The 20,688-nt window shown below is 60.9% G+C and carries 18 protein-coding genes; 8 read left to right on the forward strand and 10 right to left on the reverse strand.

What is annotated here, in order from left to right:
- The first annotated feature begins 342 nt into the window (after positions 1-342).
- A complete protein-coding gene (locus AC13DJ_RS17355; protein WP_482934136.1) occupies positions 343-1,926 on the forward strand; it encodes a flavin-containing monooxygenase in 1,584 nt (527 codons plus the stop codon).
- Between the two features lie 44 nt (positions 1,927-1,970).
- Here the strand turns inward: AC13DJ_RS17355 and AC13DJ_RS17360 are convergent, their stop codons facing one another.
- Positions 1,971-3,482 carry an acetyl-CoA hydrolase/transferase family protein gene (locus AC13DJ_RS17360; RefSeq protein ID WP_094624811.1) on the reverse strand — a complete coding sequence of 504 codons (1,512 nt, stop codon included), beginning with the start codon at positions 3,480-3,482 and terminating at the stop codon, positions 1,971-1,973.
- 282 nt (positions 3,483-3,764) lie between these two features.
- Between AC13DJ_RS17360 and rluF the strand changes: the two genes are divergently transcribed.
- Together rluF and AC13DJ_RS17370 are read left to right on the forward strand one after the other, a co-directional pair.
- Complete coding sequence (rluF, locus tag AC13DJ_RS17365; RefSeq protein WP_199456118.1) at positions 3,765-4,763, forward strand: 23S rRNA pseudouridine(2604) synthase RluF; 999 nt, start codon at positions 3,765-3,767, stop codon at positions 4,761-4,763.
- 88 nt (positions 4,764-4,851) lie between these two features.
- Positions 4,852-5,478: a MarC family protein gene (locus tag AC13DJ_RS17370; RefSeq protein ID WP_022990652.1), complete on the forward strand. Its 627-nt coding sequence runs from the start codon at positions 4,852-4,854 to the stop codon at positions 5,476-5,478.
- On the opposite strand, the gene AC13DJ_RS17375 is transcribed toward AC13DJ_RS17370, so the two are convergent.
- A complete protein-coding gene (locus AC13DJ_RS17375) occupies positions 5,467-6,264 on the reverse strand; it encodes a substrate-binding periplasmic protein (RefSeq protein ID WP_199456119.1) in 798 nt (265 codons plus the stop codon). The two genes, AC13DJ_RS17370 and AC13DJ_RS17375, sit on opposite strands and share 12 nt — an antisense overlap.
- 32 nt (positions 6,265-6,296) lie before the next feature.
- Between AC13DJ_RS17375 and AC13DJ_RS17380 the strand changes: the two genes are divergently transcribed.
- The gene (locus AC13DJ_RS17380; RefSeq protein WP_199456120.1) at positions 6,297-6,881 is read left to right on the forward strand and encodes a gamma-glutamylcyclotransferase; all 585 of its coding nucleotides are present in this window, start codon (positions 6,297-6,299) and stop codon (positions 6,879-6,881) included.
- 140 nt (positions 6,882-7,021) lie between these two features.
- A complete protein-coding gene (locus tag AC13DJ_RS17385; protein WP_232901804.1) occupies positions 7,022-7,438 on the forward strand; it encodes a hypothetical protein in 417 nt (138 codons plus the stop codon).
- Here AC13DJ_RS17385 and AC13DJ_RS17390 read toward each other — a convergent pair.
- Positions 7,419-8,345, reverse strand: a complete 927-nt coding sequence (locus AC13DJ_RS17390; protein ID WP_482934137.1) for a DMT family transporter — start codon at positions 8,343-8,345, stop codon at positions 7,419-7,421. The two genes, AC13DJ_RS17385 and AC13DJ_RS17390, sit on opposite strands and share 20 nt — an antisense overlap.
- Positions 8,346-8,589: 244 nt before the next feature.
- On the opposite strand from AC13DJ_RS17390, the gene AC13DJ_RS17395 reads away from it, so the two are divergent.
- Positions 8,590-9,537 (forward strand): LysR family transcriptional regulator, encoded by a 948-nt coding sequence (locus AC13DJ_RS17395; protein ID WP_482934138.1) that lies wholly within the window; start codon positions 8,590-8,592, stop codon positions 9,535-9,537.
- A 341-nt stretch (positions 9,538-9,878) separates the two neighbouring features.
- Here the strand turns inward: AC13DJ_RS17395 and AC13DJ_RS17400 are convergent, their stop codons facing one another.
- The 3 genes from AC13DJ_RS17400 to AC13DJ_RS17410 form a co-directional block, all read right to left on the reverse strand.
- Positions 9,879-12,377 (reverse strand): acyl-CoA dehydrogenase, encoded by a 2,499-nt coding sequence (locus tag AC13DJ_RS17400; protein WP_199456124.1) that lies wholly within the window; start codon positions 12,375-12,377, stop codon positions 9,879-9,881.
- Between the two features lie 78 nt (positions 12,378-12,455).
- A complete protein-coding gene (locus AC13DJ_RS17405) occupies positions 12,456-13,346 on the reverse strand; it encodes a prenyltransferase (protein ID WP_482934139.1) in 891 nt (296 codons plus the stop codon).
- 44 nt (positions 13,347-13,390) lie between these two features.
- Positions 13,391-14,278: an AEC family transporter gene (locus AC13DJ_RS17410; RefSeq protein ID WP_482934140.1), complete on the reverse strand. Its 888-nt coding sequence runs from the start codon at positions 14,276-14,278 to the stop codon at positions 13,391-13,393.
- A gap of 185 nt (positions 14,279-14,463) precedes the next feature.
- Between AC13DJ_RS17410 and AC13DJ_RS17415 the strand changes: the two genes are divergently transcribed.
- Positions 14,464-15,657 (forward strand): MalY/PatB family protein, encoded by a 1,194-nt coding sequence (locus AC13DJ_RS17415; RefSeq protein WP_482934141.1) that lies wholly within the window; start codon positions 14,464-14,466, stop codon positions 15,655-15,657.
- Here the strand turns inward: AC13DJ_RS17415 and AC13DJ_RS17420 are convergent.
- The 3 genes from AC13DJ_RS17420 to AC13DJ_RS17430 are packed head-to-tail and all read right to left on the reverse strand — an operon-like array spanning position 15,645 to position 18,447.
- On the reverse strand, positions 15,645-16,202 hold the full coding sequence (locus tag AC13DJ_RS17420; RefSeq protein ID WP_482934142.1) for a carbohydrate-binding protein: 558 nt from the start codon (positions 16,200-16,202) through the stop codon (positions 15,645-15,647). The two genes, AC13DJ_RS17415 and AC13DJ_RS17420, sit on opposite strands and share 13 nt — an antisense overlap.
- The gene (locus tag AC13DJ_RS17425; protein WP_482934144.1) at positions 16,195-17,142 is read right to left on the reverse strand and encodes a DMT family transporter; all 948 of its coding nucleotides are present in this window, start codon (positions 17,140-17,142) and stop codon (positions 16,195-16,197) included. The genes AC13DJ_RS17420 and AC13DJ_RS17425 overlap by 8 nt, the downstream gene beginning before the upstream one ends.
- 60 nt (positions 17,143-17,202) lie before the next feature.
- Positions 17,203-18,447, reverse strand: coding sequence for a succinylglutamate desuccinylase/aspartoacylase family protein (locus tag AC13DJ_RS17430; RefSeq protein WP_022989319.1), 1,245 nt, complete (start codon positions 18,445-18,447; stop codon positions 17,203-17,205).
- Positions 18,448-18,632: 185 nt separating this feature from the next.
- Between AC13DJ_RS17430 and AC13DJ_RS17435 the strand changes: the two genes are divergently transcribed.
- Positions 18,633-18,791, forward strand: a complete 159-nt coding sequence (locus tag AC13DJ_RS17435) for a YqaE/Pmp3 family membrane protein (RefSeq protein WP_004581060.1) — start codon at positions 18,633-18,635, stop codon at positions 18,789-18,791.
- An 8-nt stretch (positions 18,792-18,799) separates the two neighbouring features.
- Here the strand turns inward: AC13DJ_RS17435 and AC13DJ_RS17440 are convergent, their stop codons facing one another.
- Positions 18,800-20,437: an MBL fold metallo-hydrolase gene (locus tag AC13DJ_RS17440; RefSeq protein WP_482934143.1), complete on the reverse strand. Its 1,638-nt coding sequence runs from the start codon at positions 20,435-20,437 to the stop codon at positions 18,800-18,802.
- Positions 20,438-20,688: the final 251 nt, after the last annotated feature.

Consider the following 20,688-nt stretch of genomic DNA (forward strand, 5'->3'; position numbering starts at 1 on the left):
AAGCGCCACATGGGCTCAGCCGAGCGCTGATGAAGCGAAGCTTCATGCGACAGCTGAGCGACCGCAATCTGTGATTGCGGGCCGGACCCCGTAGGGGTGCCGCAAGGAGCGGTTTTTGGACAGCCTCCCCCCAAACCAACCAACCCCCCGAAGCCAGAGGCCAGCCGAACCCACGCTCCCAACACTGGGGCCGCACAGGCCAACAATCTGTCACCCAAGGCCAAACACCCGAACCGGAGTATACAAGTGTCTACCCATGGCGGTATACATGTGTCTACCGGTCATGATGACCACCGAAACAACAACAGGCAAGGCCCAAACAGGCCACACAGGAGTGCAGCAATGACACAAACCGCCCAGATCGCCATCATCGGCACCGGCTTCTCCGGCCTCGGCATGGCCATCAAACTCAAAGAAGCAGGATTTCACGACTTTGTGATCCTAGAACAAAGCGACGACATCGGCGGCACCTGGCACGAAAACCACTACCCCGGCTGCGCCTGCGACGTGCAATCGGCGCTGTACTCCTTCTCCTTCGAACAGAACCCCAACTGGAGCCGGATGTTTGCCACCCAGCCGGAGATCAAAGCCTATCTGCGCCACTGCGCGGAAAAGTACGGCCTGATGGAGCACATCCAGCTCAACACCCACGTAGCCGGTGCCCGCTGGGATGAAAGAACCGGTGCCTGGACCATCGAAACCTGCGACAGCCCCGAACTCTGGGCCTATATGGAAAAGCAGGGCCTCAAGCCAGGAGATTCACAGGATCGCAGTGACAAAACCCTGCCCAAATTCCGCAAACTGCACGCCGAGGTGCTGGTGTCCGGCATGGGCGGCCTGAGCACGCCGGCGTACCCGGACATCAAGGGTATGGAGTCTTTCACCGGCACTCGCTTCCACTCCCAGAACTGGGATCACGACTACGATTTCCGGGGCAAGCGGGTGGCCGTTATCGGCACTGGCGCGTCGGCCATCCAGTTTGTGTCGGAGATTGCCAGGAATGCGGCCCACCTGGACCTGTACCAGCGCACGCCGCCGTGGATCATGCCCAAGCCGGACCGGGAAATCCGCCCGCTGGAGCGGATGATGTTCCGCAAGTTCCCGCAAACCCTGAATGCCTTCCGTCAGAGCATTTACTGGATGCTGGAAGCCCGGGTGCTGGGCTTTGTGGGTAACCCGCGCATCCTGAAAATCGGTGAACTGCAGGCCCGCCGCCACATCCGCAACCAGATCAAGGACAAGGCGCTGCGCAAGAAAGTCACGCCGGATTTCCACTTCGGCTGCAAGCGGGTGCTGATCTCCAACAACTACTACCCGGCGCTGGACCAGGATCACGTGGATGTGCTCACCGATGGCATCCGTGAAGTGAAAGGCAACACCATTGTGGATAACAACGGCACTGAGCGTGAGGTGGACTGCATCGTCTACGGCACCGGCTTCAAGGCCCAGGAGCCGATTCCCCGGGGCATGATTTTCGGCCGTGGCGGCCAGGACCTGCTGGATGCCTGGCGCGAGGGTGCGGAAGCCTACAAGGGCACCACGGTGGCCGGCTTCCCCAACTTCTTCATGCTGATGGGCCCGAACACCGGCCTCGGCCACAGTTCCATGGTGTACATGATCGAATCCCAGGTTCAGTACGTGCTGGATGCCCTGAAGAAAATGCAGCACCGGGGCTGGAAGAGCGTGGAAGTGAAAGAAGACGCCTTCAGCCAGTACAACGCCTCGATTCACGCCAAGCTGGGGGATTCTGTCTGGCAGACCGGCTGCAAGAGCTGGTACGTGAACGCGAACGGCAAGAACACCACACTGTGGCCGGGCTTTACCTGGCAGTTCCGGCAGCAGACCCGGCGCTTTGATGCCGAGCAGTATGTGTGTGAAGCAGAAGAGGTGATGGAGCAGGGTGGCGAGCCGGCACTGGCCGGCTGACCATTACAACAGGGCCAGCGCAGTGGCTGGCCCTGTAAACCGGGTTACATCTGCCCGGTTTCTTCGAAGCGGTGGTGCCAGCTCAGGGCTTCTTCCAGCAGGTGTGGGGTGTGCATGCCGCGGCCGCTGTTGCAGGCGCGCTCGAAGTAGTCCCGCAGGCGCGGGCGGAAGTCCGGGTGCGCACACTTTTCGATGATGTTCAGCGCCCGCTGGCGGGGCGGAAGGCCGCGCAGGTCGGCCAGGCCCTGTTCGGTCACGACAATCTGCACATCGTGTTCGGTGTGGTCCACGTGGGACACCATCGGCACAATCGTGGAAATAGAGCCACCCTTGGCGGTCGACGGGGTCATGAACACCGACAGGAAGCCGTTACGGGCAAAGTCGCCGGAACCGCCGATGCCGTTCATGATGCGGGTGCCCATCACGTGGGTGGAGTTCACGTTACCGTAGATGTCGGCTTCGATCATGCCGTTCATGGCAATGATGCCCAGGCGGCGGATCACTTCCGGATGGTTACTGATTTCCTGGGTCCGCAGCACAATGCGGTCCCGGTAGAAATCGATGTTGTCGGCCAGTTCCTGGTTGGCTTCCGGGCTCAGGGAGAAGGCGGTGGCTGAGGCCTTGGCCAGTTTGCCGGATTTCAGCATCTCCAGCATGCCGTCCTGCAGTACTTCGGTGTAGGCGGTCAGGTTGTTGAACGGGCCTTCGTTCAGGCCAGCCATCACAGCGTTGGCAATGTTGCCGACGCCGGATTGCAGCGGCAGCAGGTTGGCCGGCAGGCGCTTCTTTTCGACTTCGCTGGCGAAGAAGTCCAGCAGGTGGCCGGCAATGCGACGGGAGTTTTCGTCCGGGTCGCTGAAACGGGAGTTGCGGTCCGGCGAGTTGGTTTCCACTACCGCAATCACTTTCTCCGGCGGGCACATCAGGTACTTCTCACCAAAGCGCTCGTCCGGTTTGGTGATCGGAATCGGCTTGCGGCGCGGCGGCAATGCGGTGCCGTAATAGACGTCGTGCATGCCTTCCAGGCCGGCACTCTGGCCGTGGTTCACTTCGAGGATGACCTTGTCGGCCTGGTCAATCCAGGTTTTGTTGTTGCCGATGGACGACGACGGAATCAGCCGACCATCTTCCGTAATGCCTACCACCTCGATGACGGCAATATCCAGCTTGCCGAAGAAACCGGACCAGGCGTGCTGGGCCACGTGCGACAGGTGGATATCCATGTATTCCATCTTGCCTTCGTTGATCTTCTGGCGGCAGGTGGGATCGCTCTGGTAGGGCAGGCGCATTTCAATGCCGTCTACTTCGGCCAGCGCGCCGTCCAGTTCCGGGGCGGTGGAGGCACCGGTCCATACGCTGATGCGGAAGTTCTCGCCACGGGCGCGGTGGTCACGGATGTGCTCGGCCAGGGCCTGGGGCACGGCTTTCGGGTAGCCCGCGCCGGTAAAGCCGCTCATGCCTACGTTCACGCCGGAGGGGATCAGGCTGGCAGCGTCTCGGGCACTCATAATACGTTTGCTAAGTTTTGGGCAACGAATCCTGGATTCGGTCGACATGATCCACCTCTTGTTATGCGGTTAACGGCCCCGGTTTCTGACCTTGTCGGCAATGGGGCGAACAGAAAAGCGCCGTATTCTAACAGCGAAACAAGAAAGCATGCTTAACAGTGTTAGTGAAACTACCTAATTCTTTAGTCTAATGCTGGTGTAAGTTCCAGATAATGCTGGGGTAGTTCGGGGGCGAACCGCGGTTTGCCGGTTGCCGTAGCGGCCACCCGGTGGGATGATGCCCGCATTCGACCGTGAGTTATCCCATTTCCAGGCATCCGGCAGGGCTCCATGAACACCAGAACCTCCACCCGACTGAACAAATACATCAGCGAGAGCGGCATGTGCTCTCGCCGGGATGCTGACCGCTACATCGAGCAGGGTAATGTTCACATCAACGGCCGCCGGGCCCAGGTGGGCGATCAGGTGTTGCCGGGCGATGTGGTGAAGGTGAACGGCCAGGTGGTGGAACCCCGGGATGAAGAAGATCTGGTCTTTATCGCCCTGAACAAGCCGGTGGGCATCGTCAGCACCACCGACAGCGCCGAGAAAGACAATATCCAGCGCTTTGTCGGCCACAGCGAGCGGATTTTCCCCATCGGCCGGCTGGATAAAGACTCCCAGGGGCTGATTTTCCTCACCAGTAACGGCGACCTGGTGAACAAGATCCTGCGGGCCGGTAATAACCACGAGAAAGAATACCTGGTGACGGTGGATAAGCCGGTCACCCGGGAATTCGTCGAGGGCATGAGTAACGGCGTGCCAATCCTGGGCACCATGACCAAGCGCTGCAAGGTCGAGAAGGTTTCCCGGTTTGTGTTCCGCATCATCCTGGTACAGGGCCTGAACCGCCAGATCCGCCGCATGGCCGAGCATTTTGGCTACGAGGTCACTCGGCTGGAGCGGGTGCGGATCATGAACGTCAGCCTGCAGGGGCTGCCGGTTGGGGCCTGGCGGGATCTCACTGAACAGGAACTGGCGGTGCTGTTCGACGCCATCCGGGATTCGTCGTCGGAGGCCTCGCAGCCGGCCGGTAACAAGCCCCGTAAAAAGCCTGCCGCAGCGAAGGGTGGCCGCCCGGGTCCTGGTGGTAAGCCGGCCAGGGCCGGAGCAAAGCCTGGCGGAAAAGCCCCCGCAGGCAAAGGCCGCAAAGGCCCCGGCAGCGGGCCCGGAAAGCGCCCGGGCGGCAAGCCCGGTAACGGTCCGAAAGCGGGTGGACGCGGCTCCGGCCCGAAGGGCAAACCGTCGAAACCCGGAAAGCCCCGCAAACCATCCATCAAGAAGCGCTGAACACCCATCATAGGTTCTCTTCCTTACGGCAGAACCGGCAAACCGGCGCTATGCTTACCGGCTTTAAACCTGTGCCGGATTTGCCTCAATGCTTGAAACGTTTTTCTCGACCTACCTCAGCAGCACCATTCGCTTCCTGTTCCTGCTGGCGCCGTTTTTCGTGGTCACCATGTTCCTGGCGCTTACCCGGGGGTTACCGGCAGCCGAGAAGGCGTCGATCATCCGCCGGGCCTGTGTGTCGGCGTTTATTCTGGGGGTGATCCTGTTCTTTGCCGGCCCGCTGCTGTTCAATGCCATCGGCATTACCCTGAACTCGTTCCGCATCGGGGCCGGCAGCCTGCTGTTCCTCACCGCTATCAGCCTGGTGAACAGCGGCACCCGCAACCACGCCACCGGCCTGCCGGACGAAGATCGCGATGACATCGCCGTGGTGCCCCTGGCCATTCCGGTGATGATCGGCCCGGCAACGATTGGTGCCATCCTGGTTTACGGGGCGGAACTCAAGGCCGTGCCGGAAGTGGCGGGCGGTTTGCTGGGGCTGGTGTCCGGCTTGCTGATCCTGGCGGTATTGCTGAGGTTGTCCAGCTACCTGGAAAAAGCCCTGGGCAAGACCGGCCTGAACATCATGTCGAAGATCAGCGGCCTGATTCTCTCGGCCATGGCGGCGGAAATTGTTCTGACCGGTATTGCCGGGTTTATGGCCTCAGTCGCCTGAGGGTAAGGCCGGAAACCGGTATTTTTCCTGCAGTTGCTGTGGGATTTCGGGGTTTTGCTCAAGAAAATCGGCCAGTGCGTTGATGATGTCCGGGTGCCGGGCAGATGACAGATGGTAGCTGCTGAGGCTGACCGGCAGCAGGTGGGCCGCGGTTTCAAAGCGCCCTGTCGCGTCCAGGTTGCGGAAATGGTACTCCGCCACCGGCGCCGCCAGGTTGATCACTTCTACCCGACCGGCCAGCGCCATCAGCACCAGGTTTTCCGGCGATGACGCGGTAATCAGTTCAACATTGCCCTGGTCGATCCGGTCCTGGAATTTCCACGGGGTAAAGCCGTGTATGGTGCCGTAGTCGGCCATCTGCTCCCGGGTGATGCCGGCGTTTTCCCGCAACACGTACAGGCCATCGGCAAAGTGCAGCAGCGGCGGCGAATAGCTCAGCTCCATGCCCAGTTTTTCGGATTTGTTCCAGTTGGGGTGATCGGGCAGGGCGAAGTCATACAGGCCCCGGGTGTACTCCCAGATCATCCGGCGCACCGGCCGCACCGTGTACTCGAAGCGGATACCCTCGGCCGCAGCAAAGGCATCCATCAGGTCCCGCAGGTAACCGGAATACTCGTTACTGGCTAAATCAGCCTTGTAGATGGGATAGTAATCGATATCCTGAACCACCGCGCTGTAGGTGGGGATTGGCTGGCTGTCCGGCTCGGCTGCGCTAACCGGACACTGGATGAGCCAGCCGGCAAAGCTGGCCAGAAGCGCCAGCCGGATTGAATGAAAAACCTGCAATTGAAACGTCTCCCGGATATGTCAGGACAGGAATGACTGCTAATACTATCGACCACAATCGGGCCCGGTACAACTTTGAGGGTATCGAATCGGTATGGCTGTTTGGCTATGGCTCGCTGATTTACAAGGTGGATTTCCCGTTTCTGGAACAACGCCCGGCTACTATTCGCGGTTGGGCGCGGCGGTTCTGGCAGGGTTCCCACGACCATCGGGGCACACCGGAAGCACCGGGGCGGGTGGTCACCCTGATTGAGCAGCCCGGAGCACGATGCAAAGGCATGGCCTACCGGGTATCGCCCAATGTGTTCGAGTACCTGGATGTGCGGGAAAAGAACGGCTACCTGCGCTTCAGTACCACCATGACCTTCGACGACGGCAGCCACGCCGAGGGGCTGGTGTACATCGCCACGGAGGATAACGAGGCGTTTCTGGGCGAGGCCCCGGAAGCGGATATCGCCGCCCAGATTGCCGCTGCCGCCGGGCCCAGTGGCCCGAATTCCGAGTATCTGCTGCGGCTGGCGGAGTCTTTGCGGGCATTGGGCGACGACTGTGTGCATACCTTTGCGATAGAAACGCACCTGCTTGGCAGCGAACCTGTCGCGGTTAAGGACCGTTAAACGTCAACCGGTGTAAAGCTTGTGCAAATTCGCCCTTCGGGCCCTGACAACACCCTTCTGTTAGGTAATCTGACGGCAAGGCTTCACGGAAAGTTTCCGTATAGCATGGTTTCAGTCGGTCAACAGATGGGAGAGTCATCATGAAACGACTACTGATCAGCAGTACCCTGATTGTCGCCCTGGGCTTTGCCGGCCTGGCACAGGCAGACGGCTACCGTGGCCATGGCCACCCGCCGGGCATCCAGAAACAGCTGGAACGGGGCAAGGCGCTGCCGCCGGGGCACCAGAAGAAGTACCTGCGCTCGGAATGGCGGGACCGCGATCATCGCGGCGACCGGCACTACAGCCGGGACCATGATCGAAAATACTGGGAGAAGCGGCAAAAAGCGCGCTACAAACAGGAAAAGTACCGGGACCGCCACGATCACTACCGGTATCGTGACGATTACCGGAACGGATACCGCACCAGCTACGGCTACGACGACCGTCTGCCGCCGGAGCATCGGGTAGCGCGGATTATCCGCGATACCCAGGCGATCATTGAGCAGACCCGCTGAACCCGGGGTCCAGCTCTTTCTGCGGTGTTTCCCGGCTGGCGGGGTTAAAGCCCCGGGCCGGTGAACGCCGCCGGTGCCGCAGGCCGATCAGTACCAGCGGCACCACGATCATCATGCTGCCGGCCAGGAACCACAGGTCCGGCACCTCACCAAACCAGATCCAGCCAATGGCCACCGCCCAGATCAGCCCGGTGTATTCGGCGCTGGTGACCTGGTTGGCATCCACCTGCCGATAGGCCAGCAAGACGGTGATGTTGTAACCCAGGATGAACAGGGCCGAGCCGGCGGCGCTGACCAGGATCTGCAGGTTCCACGTTGCCCCTTCCCAGAATGCCAGTGCGGCTGCGGCCGGTATGATCAGCAGGTAGTTCAGGAACAGCTTGTGCACGGTGGTTTGTTCTTTCGGCAGCTGGCGCACCATGACGGCGTTGATGGCCAGGGCAAAGGCTGAGCCCAGGGCAGCGATGACGGCCCAGTTGAACTCCACCGGGCGCAGTATCACGATGATGCCGGCAAAGCCGCTGAATACGGCGGTGACGCTCAGGGGCGTGAGTTTTTCCCGGAAGAATACGGCCGACAGCACCATCACCAGTATCGGCGCGGCGTAGAACAGGGCGTTGGCGGTAGCCAGCGGCAGGTTGGTGAGGGCGATCACCATGCATACGATGCCGACCAGGTGGATGTGGGCACGGATGGCGTGGACTTTCAGGCCGCCGAAGAGGTTGCCTGTGTCGAGTTTGCGGGCCAGCGGCAGCAGGAACACCAGGGTGAGTACGCAGCGCAGGAAGGCGAACTGGAAGACGGGGGCGCCGGGGTCCATTAGTTTGATGAAGACGTCCGATAGTATGGCCATGGCGTTGCCGATGACCAGCAGCAGAATGGCGCTGTTGACGGTTTTGCCTGACACTTTGGGGCTTCCTTCCTTTATCCAGCCTTCATAGTTTGGTGGCAGGATCAGTCCGGGTTGTCCCTCCGAAAACCGCTGCGAGTACATCCCTGTACGCTTGTCTCCGCCATCCATGGCTACGAACATTTTCGGAGGGACAACCCGGACTGATCCGCGAAATTCTGTGGTGAGTCTAATGAAGTGCTACTATCCGATAAAATGATCATTATTGAACAGTCATTAGAAAAATAGATAGCTGGCGTCAATGAGACTACCCCCACTCAAAGCCCTCCCCGTATTCGAAGCCGTTGCCCGGCTGAACAGCTTTTCGGCTGCCGCCGAGGAACTGGCCATCACCCAGAGTGCGGTCAGTCACCAGATCAAACAGCTGGAGACTTATCTGGGCGAAAGGCTGTTCTGGCGTTCAGGCCGTACGGTGACGCTGACCGACGAAGGCCGGCAGTACTTTGATGCGATTGGCACCGCCTTGTTGCAGATTGAACGGGCGAGTGAACAGTTGCTGGGGCATGAAGAGTCCCGGTTGCGGTTGTCGGTGTTCAGTTCGTTTGCGGTGCGCTGGCTGGTGCCGCGGTTGCCGGATTTGCAGCGGTTGCACCCGCAGATCGACCTGGCTCTGGAGATGAGCAGCGAGAACCCGGTGTTGTCGGATCGGGTGGCGGATTGTTTTATCACCATCCACACCACGGCGCCGGCCTACAGCTATGAGCATTTGTACACGGAGCGGTTGTTTCCGGTGTGCAGCCAGGATTACTGGCAGCGCATCCGGCGGGAGCTGGGGCGTGACGCAGAGCCGGAGGGGCGGGATGAGAGTCCGGTGTCGCCGGAGGATATCGCGCGCTTTCCGTTGTTATCGACCCACAGCATCTTCGACAAACCCGCCGGTGACTGGCAGGCGTGGTTTCGGGATGTGGAGCAGCCGTTGCCGTCTGCTGCCCGTGTTCAGCATTTCAGCCACATGCTGCTGGCGCTGGAAGCTGCGCGGTTCCATCAGGGAATCGCCCTGACCAACGACTATATGCTGAGTACCCGGAAGGATTCCGAAGACTTCGTTCGTTTACCGACCCATTCGGTGGTGACCGGCGATAAGTTCTACTTTGCCTGGAAGACCAGCCGCCGGCGGGAACGTGGGATTCAGACGTTACGCCGGTGGTTGGTTGACGAGGCAATTCGGGGTGGGCTTCGGGGGGAGTGATCCTCCTAGCCTGCTGCTTCGGTGCTTTGAACAGGGCGGGCGAGCCTTTCCAGAAAGCGCTCTAGCCTTCCATGGGCGCTTATGTTCCGCCATCCATGGCTCCACAAATTTCTGGAAAGGCTCGCCCGCCCTGTTCAGCTATGCCTTGTGCAGTTCGCGTGGTTGCGCCGGGATTTATGTGGAGGGTTGCAGAAAGCATGGGGAGAACCTTGGCGGGCAGGCCTCCCAAAAATGTGCGGAGCCATGGATGGCGGAGCAGAAGCGCCACATGGATGTGCCGAAGGAGCGGTTTTTGGGAGGCCTGCCCGCCAAGGTTTGACCTCCACCTAAAACAAGTAATCCTACTCCGAAGACCGCTCGACAACTTTACGCTTACCGGTAGCCGCTTTAGCCAGTGCTTTCAGGCCATCAGCATCAAACGCATCTACGCGGATCACGTCGTACAGGGCCGTCAGGGCTTCTTCCAGCTTCGGGCACTCGTCGGCTGTTACGATACCCTGGGCACAGGCCCAGTCCACCAGCTCCTTGCGCTGATGCCCCATCAACAGGGCGATACCGTCCAGCTCGTCTTCGTCGCGGCTGCGGATGGCTTCGTGCAGGCGCTGGCGCATGTCGGCGGTTTCGTTGGCCAGCTTGTAGGCGTTCAGAACGCGCCCCAGAGGATCGTCCGGATCCATGTTGATGAAGGTACCCCGGCTGATGCGCTGGCGTACCGGCGTGTCTTTCACAATGGTCGCCGCCACCTTCGCGCCGAGTTTGTCATCCGGGCCGTTCAGGCCGGTGGCGCCGAGCGGGAACACCAGCAACCGTAGCGGCCAGCGCAGGGCCGGGACCGGGAAGTTGATGATGGCTTCGCGCATGGAGTTCTGCAGGTCGTGCAGGCAGGTTTGCAGGCACCATTCCACCAGGTCTCGCTGATCGTCCGGGTAGCCTTCTTCGTGCCATTGCTTGATCACCGCCGTGGCGTAGTACAGCTGCACCAGGCAGTCGGCCATGCGGCCAGACAGGCGCTGGCGGGCTTTCAGGCCACCGCCGACGGTAAGCAGGGTGACGTCGGTCATCAGGGCGAAGGCCGCAGAGAAACGGCCCAGCTGGCGGTAGTATTTCTCGATGTCGCCGTGGCGTGGCGCGGTTTCCAGCCAGCCCTTGCTCAGGCCCAGCACGAGTGCACGCAGGGCATTGCGGGTGGTGTGGGCCAGGTGGCGGTAGAAGATGCCGTCGAATTTCTTGGCAGCCTTGTCTTCGTCTTCCATGCCGGCCGCTTCGATTTCTTCGACGATAAACGGATGGCAGCGGATGGCGCCCTGGCCGAAGATCATCAGGCTGCGGGTCAGAATATTCGCGCCTTCCACGGTAATGCCGATGGGCACGGCCTGGTAGGCCCGGGCCAGGAAGTTGCGGGGGCCGGTAATCACGCCGCGGCCGGCTACTACGTCCATGGCGTGGTTGATCACTTCCCGCATCAGGTCGGTGTTGCGGTATTTCAGCACGGCAGAGGGCACGGAAGGCCGTACGCCCCGGTCCAGCATGCCGGCGGTTAGCAGGCGGGCTGCGTCCATCATGTAGGTGTAGCCGGCAATGGGTTCCAGGGCTTCCTGCACGCCTTCAAACTGGCTGATGGAGCGGCCGAACTGTTCCCGGGTGTAGGCGTACGACCCCGTAGCCAGGCTGGCCAGTTTGCCGGCACCGGTGCCGAGGGCTGGCAGGGAGATGGAGCGGCCGATGGACAGGCATTCCAGCAGCATTTTCCAGCCCTTGCCGAGCATGTCCTGGCCGCCGATGACCTGTTCCATGGGAATAAAGACTTCATTGCCCCAGGTGGGGCCGTTCATGAATACCGTGTTCATGGGCAGGTGGCGGGCGCCGGCGTGTACGCCGTCGGTATCCCGGGGTACCAGCACACAGGTCACGCCAATGTCATCGTCGCCGCCCAGCAGTTTTTCCGGGTCATACACCTTGATGGCCAGGCCGATCAGGGTCGCCACCGGGGCCAGGGTGATGTAGCGCTTGTTCCAGGTGACCTTCAGGCCCAGTACTTCCTTGCCGTTCCATTCGCCCTTGCAGACGATGCCTTTATCCGGAATCGCGCCGGCGTCGGAGCCGGCCACCGGCGATGTGAGGGCAAAGCAGGGAATCTCTTCGCCACCGGCCAGGCGCGGCAGGTAATTCTGCTTCTGGTCGTCGGTGCCGTAGTGCATCAGCAGCTCGCCCGGGCCGAGGGAGTTGGGCACCATCACGGTGACTGCCGCCGATACGCTGCGGGTGGAGATTTTCATCACGATTTCGGAATGGGCGGTGTTGGAGAAGCCCAGGCCGCCGTCTTCCTTGGGAATGACCAGGCCGAAGAAGCCGTTTTCACGGATGAATTTCCAGGCTTTTTCGGGCAGGTCGTAGTGTTCGTGGGTGATCTGCCAGTCGTCCAGCATCTGGCACAGTTCTTCCACCGGGCCGTCGAGAAATGCCTGCTCTTCACTGGTCAGGTGCGCGGGGGCGGCGTCCAGCAGCTTGTTCCATTCCGGCTTGCCGGAGAACAGTTCGCCGTCCCAGTCTACAGAGCCGGAGGCCAGGGCTTCCTGTTCGGTGGACGACAGCTTGGGCAAGCGGCTGCGGACCCAGCCCAGCAATGGCCGGCTGAACTTGTCCAGGCGAAGGTCTCCGGGCAGGGTGATCAACAGGGCCAGTGCCAGCAGGATACCGCCAACCAGAAAGCTGAGGATGTGCCAATCGTCGTTAGCGACCCCGATCAGGGTGGTGACGGACATCACGATCGCGGCGGTTTTGCCACCGATACTGAAATAGATCAGCACCAGGGCACTGAGAACCAGAAGCAGGACACTCATCAACAGATCTCCATATCAAAATGTTTGCCCCTAACCATCGGCTATAGATCAGTCAGTTGCAAGTGAAACCACCGGCTTTCAGAGGCTGATGCCCAGCACCAGCAAGGCCAGGGTGGACAGCAGTACGGCGACGTTGGCACCGAGTACCTGATTCAGCGCGGCGGGGTTATCCAGGCACGCTGGCAGTTGCCGGCTCAGCCACAGTGCAATGGGCAGTGGCAGCAGCGCCAGCAGGCTCCAGGCTGGTATCAGGTTGAGCCAGGCGGCAGTGGCAATAAGCCCGAAGCTGCCCAACAACAGTGCTGCGACCAGCTTGCTGGCGGCGCGGGGGCCCAGGGTGATCACCAGGTGCCGGCGGCCGGCTTTGCGGTCGGCCTCGGCATCGGGGATCTGGTTGATCAGCAGCAGCTCGCTCACCAGCAGCAGGGCGACGCCGGCGCACACCAGTGCGGTGGCATCCAGACGGGCGCCCAGGGCAATCAGTGCACCCAGCACCATCACCGGGCCAAAGCCGATACCGGGGGCCAGCAGGCACAGCCAGGGGGAGCGGGTAATCCAGCGGGTGTAGGTGAGTACCAGCATTACGCCGGCGGCGCCGAGCACAAACATGGGCAGGCCGCGCAGCCATAGAAAGTACAGGCCAATGGCAATCACCAGAGCCAGGGTGCCAAGGGCGGCAAAGAGCACCCTTCTGGCCGCCGACGGAGTTTCCGGCAGGGCTCCGCTGCCGCCGGAAAACGGCGTGCGGCTGGTGGTCAGGTCGAGGCCCGAGACAAAGTCTTCGTACTCGTTCAGCAGGTTAACGGCGGCATGGGCCAGAATCGCGCCGATGAACACCAGCAGGGTATCCAGCAGGGCGGGTGGTTCACCCTGTTGCCAGGCCACGGCCAGCCCGAGCGCGACACACAGCGGTGCCAGAACCAGGAAATTGGGGCGGGAGGCGCGAACAACCGCTACTGCTTCAGACATGGAATACCGTACCTGGTAAGTCGAAATCGTGGGTTGAAACCCGTTTATACGTAGCCGGCGGCAAACACCAGGCCGAGCACCACCGGCATCACCACCAGGCTGCCGAGGTTGCTCAATAATACCAGCGATGCCACCTTGTGAGGTTCCTGCTTGTACTGCTCTGCCACCATGTAGTTCAGTACCGCCGGCGGCAGTGCCGCAAACACCCACAGGCTGGCGACCTGAAGCCCCGGCAGGTCGAGCATGGCGATCATTGGCCAGGCCAGCAGCAGACCGCTGGCGGGGCAGGCGATGGCGCCGATCAGCCCCAGCTTCCAGTCGCTGAAATCGACATCCAGCATGCGGACGCCCAGGGCAAACAGCATCAGTGGAATGCACACACCGCCAAGCATGTTCAGGGTTTCCAGCAGCCAACCCGGCAGGGAAATCCCGCTGAGATTCACCGCCAGGCCGGCGATGCTGGCGAACACAATGGGCAACCGCAGCCGGCGGATGATGGAGGTGTGGGGGTCCAGCATGTACAGACCCACCGAGAAGTGCAGCAGCATTTCCACGATAAACAGCACAATGGCGGCCGGCAGTGCCGCTTCGCCAAAGGCCAGCACCAGAATCGGAATGCCCATGTTGCCGGAGTTGTTGAACATCATCGGTGGCAGGAAGGTTTTCAGGTTCAGCTTCAGCAGCTTGGCCACCGGATACAGAATCACACCAGAACCCAGAACCACCACTGTGGCGGCGAGGGCCAGCCAACCGTATTCCTGCAAGGGCGCCTGCTGGTCGGCCAGTACCGCAAACACCAGCATGGGCACGAACAGTTCCATGTTGAGCACGTTCAGGCCCTGAATATCCGGTGTCCGGTAACGCCCGTACAAGGCGCCGCAGCCGGCAATCAGAAATACCGGCAGCATGGTGGATAGAATCTGGCCAATCATGGAAGGGCTCCGATTATTGTATTGGTCAACGCAGGCGATTAATCCGTTAGGTTCGCAAGTATCGGGTGGATTGGGCAAGCGAAATTCGTGGCTCTTCGACCAAAGCCGGAGCCAAGCCGCCGGTTGCGGCGCCGGCACCGGACCACCACAATAGCGTTCTCACGGAGACAGCAAGCGGAGCCCCCATGAACGGCAGTAAATTCGATCAGCCCATTGCCAGAGAACACACCTGCTCGGTCAAGTTCGACGCCCGCAAGGCGGTATTCGGCCGTGAAGACGTGATTCCGGCGTGGGTTGCCGATATGGACTTTCCGGCTCCGGAAGCGGTTACCCGTGCGCTGACCGAGCGGGCGCAGCATCCGGTGTATGGCTATACCCTGTTCCCGGAAAGCCTTTATGAGGCCATGATCCAGTGGTTTGAAAGCCGTCATGGCTGGCTCATCCAGCGAGACTGGATTGTCATGGCGCCCGGTGTGGTGCCGTCCCTGAATGCCGCATGCCTGGCCTTTGCCCAACCGGAAGAAGGCGTGATTATCCAGCCGCCGGTGTATCCGCCGTTTTTCAGCTCGGTCAGGGATACCGGTCGGACCGTGATTGAAAATCCGCTGGTGGCAGACCAAACCGGTGACTACCGCATGAATCTGGAGCATTTGGAGCAATGCGCCGCCCAGCCGGAGGCTAAAGTGTTGCTGCTGTGTTCACCCCATAATCCGGTAGGGCGGGTCTGGCGCGAGGCGGAACTGGTTCAGGTGCTGGACATCGCGCGCCGCCATGGCCTGGTGGTGCTGTCCGACGAGATTCACTGCGATCTTACCTATCCTGACAAGCCCGCTCATCGGGTGTTGGCGACCCTGGCCGACGGGGATGATGCGCTGATTACGGCGGTGGCGCCGAGCAAGACCTTCAATATGCCGGGTCTGGGCCTGTCGGCCCTGGTGATTCCGGATCCGGAGCGCCGCAAAGCCATGAAATCGGTGTTCGACAGGCTGCACCTGCCCCAGTGCAACCCGTTCAGCATCGCCGGGTTCGAGGCAGGCTATCGCCATGGCGGTCCCTGGCGGGATGATCTGATGGCCTATCTGCAGGGTAATCGCGATTTCCTGGTGCAGGAAGTTAACCGCCGGCTGCCGGGCATCCGCACCTCGGCGCCGGAGGGCACCTACCTGATCTGGCTAGACTGTCGGGGACTGAAGCTGGACGACACGGCCCTGAAACGCTTTTTCGTGCAGCAAGCAGGGGTCGGCCTCAATCCGGGGCTCAGTTTCGGCAGCCAGGGCAGTGGCTTCATGCGGCTGAACATCGGCTGCCCGAGGGCGGTATTGTCGCAGATCTTCGACCGTATTGAGGCGGCCCTTCAGCCGCCCGGTCAGGGCAGCTGAGATTCCAGAGCGCAGTGATCTTCAACCAGTTGCCAGCGCGGCGGCGTATTCATCCCGGGCATATCGCCGGTGGTCGGGCGGATCGCCTTCCAGATCTTGCCACCATGGCTGGCTTCGCTGCCCACGGTGTAGCTCACTGAGAACAGCCACTGGTCGGGCTGCTCGCACAGTTCGTTGTCACTGGACGATTCCGGGGCTGGTGAATCCGGGCTTTCAGTGACCGTACCTGCCTGAGCAGATTGCCCGGTTTTTGCGTCGGACTTGTCGATCGGGGCCGGGGAAGCTGCCTCGCCGGAGCATTCCGGTGCGGAATCCAGCTGTTTCCAGTCAAAAGTAATGCCTGGCTCCAGGCCCTCGTGTAGCTTCCGGGACTGGTACCACTCGCCGTCATGGTGAACCACGGCTCCGGCCGGGTAATAGCGGGAGGGCACCCATTTGGACTCGTCCGGGTCGCAGGGGGCTGCCGCGACGTTCAGGGAAAGAGCGGCCAGCATCAGGGCAATGATGGCCGGCCAGGAATGTGTAGAGGTGGTCTGCCTAGTCATTCGGCTCTCCTTTATCCAGTGCAGTGACAGGCTGGCGGTGCAGGCGCCGGCCGGTTCGGGTCGCCAGTATCAGGCCTCCGAGTATCAGCAGTCCACCCAGCAGATGGAACAGGCTGAGGTTTTCCCTGAGGAAAACAACCGCCAGTACAGAGGCATAAACCGGCGTAAGGTACATGAAAATGGCAGCCCGGGCAGGGCCAATGCTGTGTACGCCATGGTTCCAGAACGCATAGGCCAGAATGCCCGGAAAAATCGCGAAATAGATCAGAGGCAGGGCGGTACTTTTTGACAGGGTAAAGCCGCCGCTGAAGAACAGAAAGTCCAGCAGGTAGACCGGCGCGAGAATCAGGGTACCCAGCAGGATCTGCGTGGTGAGGAAGGTCAGTGCCGGCAGTGGCACCGCCTGCCGGCGCAGCAGTACCGAGAACAGGCCCCAGCTGAACACCGCCGCCACCATTACCAGGTCTCCGGGCTGGGCCTGCAGGCCGGTCAGCACCGACAGATCTCCGCGGGCAATCACGCACAGAATGCCGGCCAGGGCCATGGCAATGCCCAGTATCTGAATCGGGCGGGTCCGGTCACCCAACAACAGCCAGGCCAGTAGCGCGACAAAAATCGGAATGGTGGCGTTGATCAGCGCGATGTTGGTGGCTGTCGTGGTCATGGCCGCGACATAGAGCAGGGAATTGAAAGCGGCAACGCTGAAGGTGGCCAGTGCAATCATGGACCCGAGGCGCTGACGAATGACCTGCCGGTGGCGCCAGATGCCGGGTAAGCCGAACGGCAGGATAATGGCCAGCGCCAGTACCCAGCGCCAGAACGACATAGACAAGGGCGGAATGTGCTCGACCGTGCCCCGGGCCACCACGGCGTTGCCAGCCCAGAACAGCGGCGTCAGCACCAGGCCGATATAGGCCAGGCCCGGAATTTTCGACAGCATGCCGGCGTTATCTGCAGCCACGGGGTGTCCTTGGGGTCAGTGCATCAAACGCCTAGCATACTACTCTCCCGGTACTTCTGCCTCCGTACCAATGTGGTAGGCGGCAAAGCCGGCCATCACCACCTGGTCTACCGCCATACCGATTACCCGGCCGTTGGAATTCGAGCGGATGGGGTATTGTTCGTTGGTGATCGGGTCGGCCACGTAGCCGAGGATTTCACCCTCGGAAATCCGGTCACCCAGATCCACATCGCTGAACAGAATGCCGCCATGCTGGGCGCGAATCCAGGTGGAGTCGTAGTAAACCGGCTGCGGATCGCCCCAGACAAACATCCGGGAAATCATGCCGTGTTTTTCCATCAGGCTGTTGAGGCTGTTTACGCCGGCTTCAATCTGGTGTTCCTGGATGCGCAGCGATTCACCCGCTTCCAGGGTTACCGCGCGAATGCCCGCGTTGACCGCAGCCGTGCGCAGCATGCCCGGTGAACCGCTGCTGTGCACCACCGCCATGCGATCAAAGCCCCGGGTGAACTCGGCCACTTCCGGGTTGTTCATATCGGCCCGCAGCTGGGGCAGGTTGGTACGCTTGAGGGAACCGGTGTGGATATCCACCAGCATGTCGCAGTGGCCGATTACATCGGTGAACAGGGAATGGGCAATCCGGTCTGCCAGGGTACCGTCGGGGCGGCCGGGGAAGTACCGGTTGAGGTCTCGCCGGTCTGGCAGGTAACGGCTGCCCTGCTGGAAACCGCTCAGGTTGACGATGGGAACCCCCACCACGCGGCCGCTCAGCTTGGCCGGGTCCAGGTCGTACATGGCCCGGCGCACAATTTCGATACCGTTCAGTTCGTCACCGTGAATCGCGCCGGTCAGGCACAGGGTGGGGCCGGTGTGAGCACCGTTTACCACCAGAACCGGCGTGGTCTGGGACAGCCCGGCAATCTGGATATTAGGGGACCATGCCAAGCGGGTAGAGGTTCCGGGCAAGACTTCCTTGCCCAGCAGGGTGAAGGTTTCCGAGGGTACCGGTTCGGGCCCCGCCAGTTCCGATTCCGATTCTGGCTCCGGTTCCGGCATGGGCGCCACTTTCTTCAAGTCGACGTTGGGGGCAATCTTGCGCGGCTCGGACTGAACCACATCTTCGACATTTTCATCTTCCGCGAGCTGCGCGATCAGTGGAGCCGGCATCGCCGCACCGGTCGGAGAGCTGCCGGCATTAGCACCAGCGCCCATTGGCACCAGCGCCAGCAAAAAACAGGTGAGCAGAGTGCGGTTTGCGGAGTAGTCGCGTTTGGGAAACAGCATAAGTCCTCAAGTACCTTGACCAATCGGCCCAAGCATAGGGCCCGCGGGGTGTCATGAATACCGCCGTGACGAAGCTTTAATGCCACTTTCATGATTTAGGGCCGGATATTGGCCGGCCTGTTGTGTATAACAGTGCTATCTTGCAATGATATGAACCGTTATACGCTGACCAGGGAGATAACTGTATGGACCTTTTGCGAATTCTGATTGCGATTCTGTTACCGCCGTTAGGAGTTTTTTTGCAGGTTGGTATCGGCAAGCATTTCTGGATCAACATCCTGCTGACCATTCTGGGCTACATCCCCGGCATTGTTCACGCGGTCTGGGTGATCGCCAAGAAGTAGCCAGGCCGTCAATCCGGGTGCACGGTATGCCAGAGGCCATCGGCCTGGAACGCCCTGTGCTCGGCCTCCAGCTTCAGTAAATGCGCTAAAGCCGAGCGGGCTGCCAGGCCATGAATGGCCGCGGGTACATCGTCATAGGCCTTGGCGGTGAGATCTTTAAGGGAAACCGGTGCCAGGGCTTCCAGCGCCCGGAAGATCTTGTGTTCCCGTGACAACCGGTGGGTGATCAGATAATCAATCACCGCCTCCGGCTGGCCCATCAGAAAGCCGTGGGCGGGGGCAATAAACCGTACCGGCTCTTCCAGCAGTTCGTACAGAGACTCCACATACGCCTTCATATCGCCATCCGGCGGATTGATCACCACTGTTGAGCCTTGCATGATGTGGTCGCCGGAGAACAGCAACTCCTGCTCCAGCAACAGAAAACACAGATGGTTCGAAGCGTGGCCGGGCGTGTGCAACACCTTCAGAACCCCGGCCTCGGTAACAATCAGGTCCTCATGCCCCGGTTCATCGTCCGGGGCGAAGGCCTTGTCGTGGCTGGGCGCATCCGGTGCAGGCCAGCCGAACACCCGGCACCCGGTACGTTCCTTCAGCACCCGGGCCGCCGGCGAATGGTCCATATGGGTATGGGTGGCCAGCACCTGATCCACCACCCCGCCGGTCAGCTCCAGAATCCGCTCGATGTGGGCCTCGTTCACCGGCCCCGGATCGATCACCGTAAACCGCTCATGGCCCAGAATGTAGGTGTTGGTGCCCGGCCCGGTCATCATGCCCGGATTCGGCGCCGTCAGCCGTATCACCCCGGCCGCCACCTCTACCGGCTCACCCGGAACAATCTCCGCCCGGGTGGACCCTTCGCCTTCCGGGTCCAGCTTCACCGCCTCGTCATAGGCCGGCGCATTGGGCTCCAGCAGCACCGGCTGGCCCTTGCGAAGTGCCGGCCACGGGTCGGTCGGAAATGCCTCCGGCGGATTGGCATGGGCATAGCGCATCAGCTCAGCGGTGGTGCTGAAATCACACAACACCCGCAACGTGCGAATCGTCGGTAACCCCAACAACCGCTGCCCGCCCCGATGCTCCTCCAGCGCCTGCGCCGGCGAAATCCACACATGGTCAATGGTCTCGGTGCCATCATGACTGGCAACCTGACCCTCCGGCGCCACCGCCACAAAAAACCGCGTATCAAACCGCCGCGGCGGCCCCGGCGGGGTTACCCAGTGGCTCAGATACGCCAGCCGGTCCAGCGGCAACGTCAGCTGATGCTTCTCACACAACTGCGCCAGCGAAACCTCCTCCCGGAACAACGCAAACCGCTCACCATGCACCGCATGACCGGAATCCACCAGCTTCCCGGAACCCTCCTGAGCCAGCAGAATCCCCGCCTCCTCAAAACACTCCCGAACCGCCGCCAACATATAATCCGCGCCGCCCTCATCCAGGCTCATGGTCTGACTGATGTCAGCATCTTCAATCCCGATCGAATGCGCCCGCGCCTCCGGCTCCTGTTCGTTAACCGCCCCGCCGGGGAACACAAAATACCCCGGCATGAAAATGGCTTCCCAGCTGCGTTGCAGGAGCAGGGCTTCAATGCCGTTGTCAGTATCTCGGGTCAGAACCAGGGTGGCCGCAGGGCGAATGTTCATAACTTACTCTTGTTGTTGAATTTCAGAAGGTGCGCGCACGGGGTCTGGGCGGGGATTGGCGGTAGGCCTTCCAAAACTGTGCGGAGCCATGGATGGCGGAGCCCAAGCGTCACATGGATGATGGGATGAACACCTCTTGTTGAGATCGGCGTCAAAGCGCCACTATTAGATGTGCAAAATCAATAGGTCAACAACAAGAGGTGTTCAGATGAACGTTACCCTAATCGGAATCGACTTGGCAAAAACTGTCT

This window comes from Marinobacter sp. L-46, from assembly GCF_056859535.1.